Raw genomic sequence first — 10965 nt, 5'->3', positions numbered from 1 at the left:
ATAGACGTCATCGCAACCCAATCCTTCAGGCACGGGCTGTTCCAGCGGCTTCCCCACCGCTGGGTACGACCCCGCGCTTACACGAGGAGAATAGCGGGGTTATTGGGGTTATTGCGACGGGTGTGGGCTAATCGATTGAAATTCGTTGAATTACCTGGATGTGATTCCTAGCTGGGAAGATCGGGCTTTTGCGGCCTCGACGGCCGCCGCCAGCGCGGCCCGCACGCCGCCCTTTTCGAGTTCTCGCAGACCAGCGGCCGTTGTGCCGCCCGGAGATGTGACTGTGGCCCGCAGCGCCGCCGCCGTGGTGTCCATCCCGGTGCCCGTTGCCGAGTCACTGGCGGATTGTGCGGTATCGAGGCGTTCGAGCAACATCGCGGCCGATCCGGCCATGGTCTGGGCGACCAGATCGGTGGCCACCGGCCGCGTCAGACCCGCCGCAACGCCCGCGTCCACCAAGGCCTCGACGACGAGAAAGAAGTACGCGGGACCCGATCCCGACACCGCCGTCACGGCGTCCATCTGCGATTCCGCGACGGTCAGCACGCCACCGACCGCGTCGAAGATCCCCGACGCCTCCTTGAGCTGCTCGATGGTGGCGAACCGGCCGGGCGCCAGCGCACTCACGCCGCCGCCGACGACCACGGGGGCGTTGGGCATCACCCTGATCACGGGCGCACCCGCAGGCAGCTTCGACTCGTAGAACTCGGTGGTGACACCGGCTGCCACGGTCACGAAGACCTGCTCGGCGCTCTCACTCTCGGCATGCGCGGCCGCGTCGGCGATCTCGTCGATGACCAACGTCACGTCGGCGGGCTTGACGGCCACGATCACGAACGAGGCGTTCTCGGCCGCATCGGCCACCGAGGTGACCAACACCGAATACGTCTCGGACAGGTACGTCGCGCGCTGCGGGTCCTTCTCGGCGACCACCAGGTCCTTGTGCTGCCTGCCCGCGCGGATGAGCCCAGCCAGCAGCGCTTCGCCGATACTTCCGCCGCCGATGATCGCGATTCTTGCCACGGTCAAAGCATTGCAGACGCCGCCAGCGATTACTGCGGGGGCGGCACCATCGCGAGTTGCCTGCTCTGCACGACGATGTGGCCCTCACAGTCGACGACGATGTGGTCCTCGTCGAACCAGTCCTGGCCGATCTGCACCGTCGTGCAGACGATCCGAAGCCAGCCGTCGGCGGGCAGCGTGCGCAGAAAGGCCGTCAACTGCACCGTGGGCGCCCAGCCGAATCGGTTGACGCCGAACGTCACCGGAGCCGACACGTCGCCGCACAGCAGCGCGAACAGGGGGTCGGGCGCCACGCCCTTGGGGCGGACCCAGTACTCGATCACCGGCGGACCACCGTCGGTGCGCGGCTGCAACGTCGTCAGCGACGGCCGGATGTCGCAGCCGTGGGCCAGGTTGACGACGGGAGCCATCGGGTGGCCCGGCCCGATCGGGTCCAGTCCGGGCGGCGGCTCGGGCGGCATCAGCGGCACCACCGGGTTGAAACCGAATGGGCCCCCAGCGGAGCTAGGGGACAGCGGCGGCACGTGATGTTCGGGCTCACCCATCGTCACCGCCGCGCGCACCGCGGTGCGGTCGCCCTGGGTCAGCTCAACATCGATCAGGCTCACCCGTCTGCCACGCTTGCGCACGGTCGTCGAAACCCGCATCGGGCCCGGATCCGGCGCCCACAAATAGTTTCCGGAGATCGCGACCGGCCACACCGTGTCCTCGCCGTGCTCGAGGCGGGCGGCGTTCGCGCACAGCGCCAGCATCGAGCCGCCGTGCACTTTCGGGCCCGATCCCCTCGGGCCGATCGTCCAGTGCTCGTTCAGCTCACCGTCGTAACGGCCGCCGCCCGCAGGCGTCAGCGCCATCGCATCGGTGACAGAGTGGATCCGGGCACGGGTGTGCCCTTTCGTCCGCCGCGAGTCAGCGCAGCAGATGCTTGCGGGCGAACTGGAGCGATTCGTTGAGAAGCGCTTCGCGCTCGGCGGCCGTGCTGGCGCCGGATGTGGTGACCTCCAGGATCACATGGCCTGCAAAGTCGCCGGCCGCCAGCATCTCGCAGACTTCGACGGTGGGCTGCGTGCCGTGGCCCGGCACCAGGTGCTCGTCGGTGGACGCCCCGCTGCCGTCGCACAGGTGCAGATGCACCAGCCCGTCACCCATCCGAGCAGCCATGTCGACGGCGTCGGTGCCCGCCGTCGCGGTATGCGACAGATCAAGTGTGTAGTGCGCGTGATTGCCGTCCAGCGGATCGTAGGACGGCGCGAAGGCGGAGATGCCGGGACCGGGCCGCCCGCCCCGCTTACGCATCCGCTCGATCGATGTCTGGCCCGCGCCGAAGAGTCGGTCGGCCCGGAACGGAAACATGTTCTCCACCGCCACCATCACGTCGCTGTCCGCTTCCAGCTCTGCGACCTGTTCGGAGAATCCTTCTGCGTAGCGGCGCTGCCAGCGAAACGGCGGATGAACCACAACCGTCTGGGCGCCCAGCTGTTCGGCGGCGCGCACGCTGCGCTCCAGCTTGTCGATCGGGTTGGCCCCCCACACCCGCTGTGAGATCAGCAGGCACGGCGCGTGCACCGACAGCACCGGCATCGAATACTTCGTCGACATCTTCTCGATCGCGTCGACGTCCTGGCTGACGGTTTCGGCCCATACCATCAGTTCCACACCGTCGTAGCCGAGCTTGGCCGCGTACTCGAAAGCGGCCTCGGTCCTCAACGGATAGACCGAGGCCGTCGACAGACCGACCTTGATGGCGGGGCGCACGGTGCTGCTTAGGCGGCTATCCCGATTGCAGGAGCGCCAGCGGCCCCAGCGTGACCAACGCACCGACCGCGACCGCGATCAGCGTGCTGCCGATGTCCTCGGTCTTGCGCACCACCCGAACGCCGACCACCAGACCCAGGATGACCAGAACGGACAGCACCAGCGCGACGATGTTGTTCCACTTCCACAGCTGGTCGAACGCGATGAACAGGCCAGCACCGAACAGCACCGCGAGGATGCACTGGCCGACGACGAGCGCGCCTCGCGCGAACGACGACATCGTCGTCTCGTCGTCGTACTCGAGATCGCCCTCGTCTTCGTCATGTTCGCCGTGTTCGTCGTGCTCGAGGTCGACGTCGCCGAACCCGAAGTCGTCAACGCGTGCGCCTCCCCTTCGTCGGGCAATGTCGTCGGCGAGCGTGTCGCCGCCGAACAGCGGCCCGGCCGACGAGCGCAGGTATGACGGCAGCGCGTCGGCGTCGTCCTCGGTGTCGGGCGCCGTCGCGGCGACCATCGCGGGTCGGGTCAGATCGGAAGCGGCATCGCTCGCGCCGTCGACCTCGACCGGATCGGGGCTCATCTCCTCCGCGCCGACACCAGACCCGCCGGGATACCGCCGTGCGGTCTGGCCCCACAGCGGACGCCGTTGCGGCGGGTCGAAGTACGTCGGCTCGGCTTCGCGTTCCTCCAGATGCGCCGCGTAGTCGGCTTCCTCATGGGTCAGAGGTGCCTCGTCAAGAGCTTCGTGGACTCGGTCGCTCTCGTCGACGTGTGGGGCGACGCCGTTGCTGGGCACCAGTCCGGTGAAGTCGTCACGAACCTCTTCGAGTTCGTCGGTGGCCGGATCTGCGGCGGTGTGGCGGATGTCGGCGTGGGTGTCGGAGGTGATGATGGGGATCTCGCCGGTCAGCTCGGCCACTGAGACGGCGTCCGAGTTGCCGCGCCGACGGCGGCGCCGACCGCCGACCGGCGGTGCTCCGATCGTTCCGTTCTTTGCCAGCAGCTCCGCGACCGATATCGGTCGTGTGCTGCTGTGGCTGTCTTCTGGTCCTGTCATCGTGTGTTGCCTTTGGGCTTGGCGGCGGCTCGGTCCGCATCGCGTACGGGGGTCTCGAACAGTGCGGTTCCGTCGGCTTCGCTATCGAGTTTCCGCAGAATAAGACCTTCTCGCAACGCCCACGGGCAGATGTCCACGGTATCGATCGCCAACGCTCGCATGCTCGCCTCCGCAACCAACGCGCCGGCCACGATCTGTGGAGCCCGTTCGGCACTCACCCCTTCCAACTCTGCTCGGTCAGCAGCGGTCATCCTAGAGATGAAAGCTATGAGCTGCCTAAGGCCGGTAGCTGTCAGTGTCCTCTTCACGCGCGGTCCCTCACCGGAAGGCGCCGCCCCGGTGAGTCGCGCAAGCGATCGGAAGGTCTTCGACGTGGCCACCGCGAGGTCGGGGGCGCCCGCCTTGAGCATTTCGGCGCCCGCGTCGGCCAACTCGGTGGCCAGCCAGTCGCGCAGCATCCCCACCCGCCTGCGGCCCGGTGGATCGTCGGGCAACCATTCCCTGGTCAGCCGCCCTGCTCCGAACGGCAGCGACAACGCCACCTCCGGCACCTCGTCGACCCCGTTGGACAGCTCGAGCGAGCCGCCGCCGATGTCGATGTTGATGATGCGGCCCGCGCTCCAGCCATACCAGCGGCGCACCGCGAGGAAGGTGAGGCACGACTCGTCGACGCCGCTGAGCACCTGCAATGCAACGCCGGTCTCGGCAAGCACCCGGGCCAGCACATCCTCGGAATTCTTGGCGTCGCGCACGGCCGAGGTGGCGAACGCCATCAGCTCCACGCAGCCCGAACTGGCGGCGATCTTGGCGAACTCGTCGATGGTGTCGATCAGCTTGTCGGCGCCCTTACGGGTCAACTTGCCCGACGAATCGATGGCCTCGGCCAGCCGAAGCGACGCCTTGGTCGAACTCATCGGCGTCGGATGGCCACCGCGACGCGCGTCCACCACCAACAGATGGACGGTGTTGCTGCCCACGTCGAGCACACCAAGTCGCACGCACTCAACCTAACGGGTGTCGCAATGATCAACCCGTCCGCACCGCCGCGTGGCGCCGCACATCGTTTCGTCGGCCACGCGGGAGTTGAACACGGCCGACCGGACCCCCGCGACCGACAGCGACGCGAGCGCCTCGGGGAAGATCGCGTCCGCGGCCCGGATGCGTTGACGGCGTTCGCCGCTCACTCGGGGTAGCGTTGATTCTTGTGACATCAGAGCATCCCGGCGAGGTCGAACTGGACTTCGCGCGCGAATGGGTGGAGTTCTACGACCCCGACAACACCGAACATCTGATCGCCGCAGACATGACCTGGCTCCTGTCCCGGTGGACGTGTGTGTTCGGCACACCTGCGTGCAAGGGCACCGTCGAAGGCCGCCCCGATGACGGATGCTGCTCGCATGGCGCCTTCCTGTCCGACAAGGACGATCGCAAGCGCCTCGACGCAGCGGTGAAGACACTCACCGACGAGGATTGGCAGTTCCGAGAAAAAGGTCTGGGCCGCAAGGGTTATCTCGAGATGGATTCCTACGACGACAAACCCAACCTGCGCACCCGAAAGTACAAGGGCGCGTGCATCTTCCTCAACCGTCCCGGTTTCGACGGCGGTATCGGGTGCGCGCTGCACAGCAAGGCGCTGAAGTTGGGTGTCGAACCGCTGACGATGAAGCCCGACGTCTGCTGGCAGCTGCCGATCCGGCGCACCCAGGAGTGGGTGACGCTGGCGGACGGAACAGAAATCCTCAAGACGTGGATCACCGAGTACGACCGCCGCGGCTGGGGCGAGGGTGGCGCCGACCTGCACTGGTACTGCACCGGCGACCCGAACGCACATGTCGGCGCGAAGCAGGTCTGGCAGACCTACGGCCCCGAGCTGACCGAACTTCTCGGCGAGAAGGCGTACGCCGAGTTGGCGGCGATGTGCAAGCGGCGCAGCAGCTTAGGGCTGATCGCCGTACATCCCGCCACCCGGGCCGCCGAGTAACCCCCTCAGCCCGTACTCAGCCCTCGAGCTTGTAGCCGAGACCGCGGACCGTCACCAGGTGCACCGGGTTCGCCGGGTCCGCCTCGATCTTGCTGCGCAGCCGCTTCACGTGGACATCGAGGGTCTTGGTGTCGCCGACGTAGTCGGCGCCCCACACCCGGTCGATGAGCTGTCCGCGGGTCAGCACACGTCCGCTGTTGCGCATCAGGTACTCGAGCAGGTCGAATTCCTTGAGCGGCAAGGTGATCAGCTCACCGTTGACGGAGACGACATGGCGTTCGACGTCCATCCGCACCGGGCCCGCCTCCAGCACGCCGTCACCGATTGTCGGATCATCGGGATCCGCGCCGCGGCGCAGGACTGCCCTGATCCGCGCGATCAGCTCACGCGCCGAGTAGGGCTTGGTGACGTAGTCGTCCGCGCCGAGTTCCAGGCCCACCACCTTGTCGATCTCGCTGTCGCGCGCGGTCACCATGATGACCGGAACGCTCGAGCGCGACCGCAGCTGTTTGCACACGTCGGTCCCACTCATGCCGGGCAGCATCAGGTCGAGCAGCACGATGTCGGCACCCGCCCGCTCGAATTCAGCGAGGGCCGAAGGCCCGTCTGACACAACGGTGGCCTCGAAGCCCTCCTTGCGCAGTAGGAACGCCAGGGGATCTGCCAGGGACTCCTCGTCCTCGACGATCAGCACATTTGTCATGGACGCTCTGTTCCTCTCAATTGGTCTGATCGTTCGTCCGACTCGCCCACGCGGTCCGGATAAGCAGGAATCGACAACGTGAATGTCGACCCGGTGCCCGGCTGACTCCACAGCCGGATGGTTCCGTTGTGATTGGCCGCAACATGTTTGACGATCGCAAGACCCAGACCGGTACCACCGGTTGCCCGTGATCTGGCCTTGTCGACGCGGAAGAACCGCTCGAACACCCGCTCCTGATCGGCGGCGGCGATGCCGATTCCCCGATCGGTTACGGCGATCTCGATGTTGTCGCCCCTGCGCCTGCGGCTGATGGACACCGGGGATCCGTTGGATGAGTATGCGATCGCGTTGGACACCAGGTTGGCCATCGCAGTTACCAGAAGTGGTTGGTCGCCGAGCACTTTGTACCCTGTCGGCGCGTCGGTGGTGATGGCGATGTCGGCGTTCTCGGCGACCACCTTGTACCTCGAAAGCGCTTCTGCGACAACGGTGTCGACGTCGACGGCCTCGAGATCGGGCAGCGGTTCGGCGCCTTGCAGCCGGGACAGTTCGATCAGCTCACCCACCATGTTGGCCAGCCGCTTCGACTCCACCACCATCTTCTCGGAGAACCGCTGCACGTTCTCCGGGTCGTCGGCGGAGGCCAGCAGCGCCTCGGCCAGCACGCCCATCGCCCCGACAGGCGTCTTCAACTCGTGGCTGACGTTGGCGACGAAGTCGCGTCGGGTGGCTTCCATCCGCGCGTGCTCGGACTGGTCGTCGACGTAGACGACGGCGAATCGGCGGTCGTCCTCGGTCAGCAACCGGACGTGGCCCCGCACGGAGAGCCCAGAACGGCCGGGCGAGGCCCGCCTGCGCGGCGAGAGATCGACCTCGACGTCGTCACCGGTGGCCAGGGTGCGCTGCGCCGCGAGCCACGCGCGGTCGTCGAGCAGGCGGTCATGGACCAGGCCGAGTTCGCGGGCCCGGTCGTTGGTGTAGACGACGTCACGGTAGGTGTCGACCACGACGATGCCCACCGGTGACAGCGACACGATGTGGGCGAGCATTTCCGAGACGGTGATTCCCGACTCCTCGGTCGCTCGCCGCTGCCTGCGTTCGACGATCCTCGGGGCCAGGCCCGCTCCGACCGCGACACCGGTCAGCAGAGCGAGCAGGGCCACGACTGCCGTCAGCAGCAGTGCGGTCACCACACTCACGAGCAAATGGTACGAAACTGGTGAACGTCATCCCAGCAGCGTGCGGCCAAAACGGGGCATGTCACACCGCCAGGCTCATGTGTTCGGTTGGCGTTCATCCGGTGTTTGCCCAAATCGGTCGGTCGCCTCGACTACTTCGCTCCCTGGCTCGCCACTGCGGCCGCGCCCGCGGCGGCGGCCTCGGGGTCCAGGTAGGTCCCGCCTGCGACCTTCGGCCGCAGATCGCCGTCGAGGTCGTAGCGCAGCGGGATGCCCGTCGGGATGTTCAGCCCGACGACGTCGTCGTCGGACATCTTGTCGAGGTACTTGACCAGCGCACGAAGCGAATTTCCATGCGCGGCGATCAGCACGGTCTTGCCCGCGTGCAGGTCGGGCACGATCGTCTCGGTGAAGTACGGCACGAACCGGACGACCACGTCTTTGAGGCACTCGGTCTTCGGCGGACCGCCCGCGATGCCCGCGTAGCGCGGATCGGTGTCCTGGCTGTAAACGCTGTCGGACTCGATTGGCGGCGGCGGCGTGTCATAGCTGCGCCGCCAGGCCATGAACTGTTCCTCGCCGTACTTGTCCTTGGTCTCGGCCTTGTTCAGGCCCTGCAGTGCCCCGTAATGGCGCTCGTTGAGCCGCCAATCTCGGTGTACGGGTATCCAGTGCCGGTCGGCCGTGTCCAGCGCCAGGTTCGCGGTGGTGATCGCCCGCCGCAGCAGGGACGTGTACAGGACGTCGGGCTGCGTTTCCAGCTCCTTGATCAGCTCGCCGGCCCTGACGGCTTCGGCTCTGCCCTTCTCGGTGAGGTCGACGTCTACCCAACCGGTGAACAGGTTCAGCGCGTTCCATTCGCTTTCGCCGTGGCGCAGCAGGATCACCGTGGAATCTCCCATGGCTGAGAGACTATCCCGAGGCCGCCGCGTCGGCTCCGTTGTTGCCGTCGTCGTCGATCAGGTGCTCGAAGGCCTGCAGGTTCTTCAGCGATTCCCCGCGCGACACCCGCCATTCCCACTCTTTCTGGATGGAGGTCCGAAAACCCAACTCCAGCAACGTGTTAAAGTCATTGTCGACGGCCTCGAGCACCTGACCGAGCACGCGGTCGATCTCGTCGGGGGTGACCGAGTGCAACGCCATCCGGCCGACCAGATAGATGTCTCCGACGTTGTCGAGGGTGTAGGCAACGCCGTAGAGCCTGCGGTTGCGCTTGAGCAGGAAGCGGTACACGCCTTCGTGGTTCTCGTCGGGCTTGCGGCAGACGAATGCCTCGACCCGCACCGAATGCTCGCCGATGGACAAAATCGTGTTGGTCTTCAGCCGCCGCTCACCGGGCAGTTCGACGATGATTCCCGGCAGCCCGCCGCGCGCCCCGTCGTGCCGCGTGTAAACCAGGCCGCTTTCCGTGCAGGCGTCCTCGATGACCTGCTGGATGGGGCTCATGCCCGCACACCCCGGCGCATCGAGAACCGGCGGCCCGTGCGGCGCGTGCTGACGTCCTGGGGTCGATGGCGTGCGCGGTAGTCGCTCATTGCCCTTCCGTAGCTGGCGAGCAGGCCGTCGACGGTGTGCGCCCAGGAGAAGGTCGCAGCGTGCTCGACGGCTGCGGTGCGCATCGTGTCGGGTCCGCGCTGCACCAGGTCGCCGATCGCCTGTGCCCAGTCGTCGACATCGTGGCTTCCCACCAGCGTGCCGGTAACGCCGTCGCGCACCGCCACGGGAAGACCACCGACGGCCGCGGCCACCACCGGCGTGCCACAGGCCTGCGCTTCGACTGCGACGAGGCCGAATGACTCCGAGTAGCTCGGCACCGCGACCAGGTCGGCGGCGCGGTACACATTGACGAGTTGTTCTCGTGATTGAGGGGGCAGGAAGGTCACCCGGTCGGCGATACCCAGTTCGTCGGCCAGTCGAACCAGCATGTCGGGGGCAGCAAGGCCCGTTCCGGACGGACCGCCTGCCACCAGCACCCGCAGATGGGGAAACTGTTCGGTGAGCCGGGCGGCCGCCCGGAGCAGCACATCGGGCGCCTTGAGCGGCTGGATGCGGCCGATGAAGGCCAGGATGAGTTCGTCGCGGGCCAGCCCGAGAACCTCGCGCGCCGTCAGCTTGTCCCCGGGTGTGAAGGTCTGCAGATCCACCCCGGGGTGCACGACGTCGATGCGATCAGGATCGGCATGGTGTAGCGAAACCAGTTGCTGCGCTTCGTGTTCGGTGTTCACGATCAGCCGGTCCGCTTCGTCGACGACCTGCTGTTCACCGATCGCGCGCAGCGGCGGCTCCGGTGCGTCGCCGTTGGCAAGCGAGGCATTCTTTACCGCCGCGAGGGTGTGCGCGGTGTGCACGAGCGGCACCGCCCACCGATCGCGCGCCAGCCAGCCGACCTGACCCGACAGCCAGTAGTGCGAGTGCACGACGTCGTAGTAGCCGGGCTCGTGGGTGGCTTCGGCGCGCAGCACGCCTGCGGTGAACGCGCACAGCTGGGTCGGCAGGTCGTATTTGTCCAGGCCCTCGAACGGGCCGGCGACCACGTTGCGCACCAGCACTCCCGGCGCCACCCGCACCGTCGGCTGATCGGCCGACGACGTCGCCCTGGTGAAGATCTCCACCTCGACGCCGCGGCGGGCCAGCTGCAGCGCGCTCTGCAGCACGTAGACGTTCATGCCGCCGGCATCGCCGGTGCCGGGCTGCGCCAACGGGGAGGTGTGCACTGATAACACGGCGACTCTTCTCGGAGCCGCGCTGGCGGCGACATTCGACCGGGCCTGATCCGTCGCTGGGCGCACACAGACATGTCTACACCGTGCTCAGCGACGGTCCTCGCCTAGTTCCAGTCCGAACAACGCATCCCAGAACGCGTCGTCCGACGGATACTGCAGAGCCGCCGCCTCCTCTCGCAGCGCCAAGGCCCGCTGGTGGATCCGGTACTCGGTGGCGCGCGGCATCGACGCCGGTCCATATTGACCCCGCCTCGACCGCCGAACTCTGCCGTGGGCGATCTCGTAGCGCAGCGCGTCCGACACCGCCTTCGACGACCGCCCGGTGACCTCGAATCCGTGGTAATCGAGCATGTCGATCAGGTCGGCGACGGTCGTTTTGCCGTTTTGAAACAGGTGAAGCGTGAGCACGCAACGCAGTTCGTAGCCGCGAAGCAGCCGTTTCGTGGTCATGATCGAACCGTGTCAGCACCTTCCGACATCGATTGTGGCGTCAGCCGCACTGAACTGTCGGATGTGGATGGCCTCGGGTTGCCCGCCTCCGGGCG

At 66.8% G+C, this 10965-nt stretch carries 13 protein-coding genes; 1 reads left to right on the top strand and 12 read right to left on the bottom strand.

The genetic code is table 11. The features are described 5' to 3' along the window. Window positions 1-150 precede the first annotated feature (150 nt). The 6 genes from proC to QOJ24_RS09850 are packed head-to-tail and all read right to left on the bottom strand — an operon-like array spanning window position 151 to window position 5019. Entirely contained in the window at window positions 151-1023 is an 873-nt protein-coding gene (gene proC, locus QOJ24_RS09875) for a pyrroline-5-carboxylate reductase (RefSeq protein WP_526260811.1), read from the bottom strand. Between the two features lie 29 nt (window positions 1024-1052). Continuing rightward, the gene (locus tag QOJ24_RS09870) at window positions 1053-1877 is read right to left on the bottom strand and encodes an acyl-CoA thioesterase (RefSeq protein WP_526260810.1); all 825 of its coding nucleotides are present in this window, start codon (window positions 1875-1877) and stop codon (window positions 1053-1055) included. Window positions 1878-1932: 55 nt separating this feature from the next. Further along, window positions 1933-2778, bottom strand: coding sequence for a sugar phosphate isomerase/epimerase family protein (locus QOJ24_RS09865; RefSeq protein WP_526260809.1), 846 nt, complete (start codon window positions 2776-2778; stop codon window positions 1933-1935). Window positions 2779-2794: 16 nt separating this feature from the next. Beyond that, complete coding sequence (locus QOJ24_RS09860) at window positions 2795-3835, bottom strand: Rv0497 family membrane protein (RefSeq protein ID WP_526260808.1); 1041 nt, start codon at window positions 3833-3835, stop codon at window positions 2795-2797. Continuing rightward, the gene (locus tag QOJ24_RS09855; protein ID WP_526260807.1) at window positions 3832-4833 is read right to left on the bottom strand and encodes a Ppx/GppA family phosphatase; all 1002 of its coding nucleotides are present in this window, start codon (window positions 4831-4833) and stop codon (window positions 3832-3834) included. The genes QOJ24_RS09860 and QOJ24_RS09855 overlap by 4 nt, the downstream gene beginning before the upstream one ends. Before the next feature lie 9 nt (window positions 4834-4842). After that, the gene (locus QOJ24_RS09850) at window positions 4843-5019 is read right to left on the bottom strand and encodes a hypothetical protein (RefSeq protein ID WP_526260806.1); all 177 of its coding nucleotides are present in this window, start codon (window positions 5017-5019) and stop codon (window positions 4843-4845) included. Between the two features lie 20 nt (window positions 5020-5039). On the opposite strand from QOJ24_RS09850, the gene QOJ24_RS09845 reads away from it, so the two are divergent. After that, window positions 5040-5816: a DUF3109 family protein gene (locus QOJ24_RS09845; RefSeq protein ID WP_526260805.1), complete on the top strand. Its 777-nt coding sequence runs from the start codon at window positions 5040-5042 to the stop codon at window positions 5814-5816. A 16-nt stretch (window positions 5817-5832) separates the two neighbouring features. Here the strand turns inward: QOJ24_RS09845 and regX are convergent, their stop codons facing one another. The 6 genes from regX to QOJ24_RS09815 form a co-directional block, all read right to left on the bottom strand. Further along, window positions 5833-6519: a two-component sensory transduction protein RegX gene (regX, locus tag QOJ24_RS09840; RefSeq protein ID WP_526260804.1), complete on the bottom strand. Its 687-nt coding sequence runs from the start codon at window positions 6517-6519 to the stop codon at window positions 5833-5835. Beyond that, window positions 6516-7718 (bottom strand): sensor histidine kinase, encoded by a 1203-nt coding sequence (locus QOJ24_RS09835; RefSeq protein ID WP_526260803.1) that lies wholly within the window; start codon window positions 7716-7718, stop codon window positions 6516-6518. The genes regX and QOJ24_RS09835 overlap by 4 nt, the downstream gene beginning before the upstream one ends. Before the next feature lie 131 nt (window positions 7719-7849). After that, on the bottom strand, window positions 7850-8599 hold the full coding sequence (locus tag QOJ24_RS09830) for a phosphoglyceromutase (RefSeq protein WP_526260802.1): 750 nt from the start codon (window positions 8597-8599) through the stop codon (window positions 7850-7852). A gap of 10 nt (window positions 8600-8609) precedes the next feature. Beyond that, window positions 8610-9143: a YbjN domain-containing protein gene (locus tag QOJ24_RS09825; protein WP_526260801.1), complete on the bottom strand. Its 534-nt coding sequence runs from the start codon at window positions 9141-9143 to the stop codon at window positions 8610-8612. Continuing rightward, a complete protein-coding gene (mshA, locus tag QOJ24_RS09820) occupies window positions 9140-10486 on the bottom strand; it encodes a D-inositol-3-phosphate glycosyltransferase (protein ID WP_526260800.1) in 1347 nt (448 codons plus the stop codon). Before mshA ends, QOJ24_RS09825 begins: the two co-directional genes overlap by 4 nt. A 21-nt stretch (window positions 10487-10507) precedes the next feature. Beyond that, window positions 10508-10870, bottom strand: coding sequence for a hypothetical protein (locus tag QOJ24_RS09815; protein ID WP_526260799.1), 363 nt, complete (start codon window positions 10868-10870; stop codon window positions 10508-10510). Window positions 10871-10965: the final 95 nt, after the last annotated feature.

Origin of the sequence: Mycobacterium sp. (assembly GCF_032159775.1) — a bacterium.
GTDB lineage: Bacteria > Actinomycetota > Actinomycetes > Mycobacteriales > Mycobacteriaceae > Mycobacterium.
This window is presented reverse-complemented; position numbering and strand designations above follow the sequence as displayed.

Excerpts from the sequence above, each read along its gene's own strand:
- QOJ24_RS09870 (WP_526260810.1), bottom strand. The coding sequence starts at position 1,877 with ATGGCGCTGACGCCTGCGGGCGGCGGCCGTTACGACGGTGAGCTGAAC.
- QOJ24_RS09860 (WP_526260808.1), bottom strand. The coding sequence starts at position 3,835 with ATGACAGGACCAGAAGACAGCCACAGCAGCACACGACCGATATCGGTC.
- regX (WP_526260804.1), bottom strand. The coding sequence starts at position 6,519 with ATGACAAATGTGCTGATCGTCGAGGACGAGGAGTCCCTGGCAGATCCC.
- QOJ24_RS09830 (WP_526260802.1), bottom strand. The coding sequence starts at position 8,599 with ATGGGAGATTCCACGGTGATCCTGCTGCGCCACGGCGAAAGCGAATGG.
- QOJ24_RS09825 (WP_526260801.1), bottom strand. The coding sequence starts at position 9,143 with ATGAGCCCCATCCAGCAGGTCATCGAGGACGCCTGCACGGAAAGCGGC.
- QOJ24_RS09815 (WP_526260799.1), bottom strand. The coding sequence starts at position 10,870 with ATGACCACGAAACGGCTGCTTCGCGGCTACGAACTGCGTTGCGTGCTC.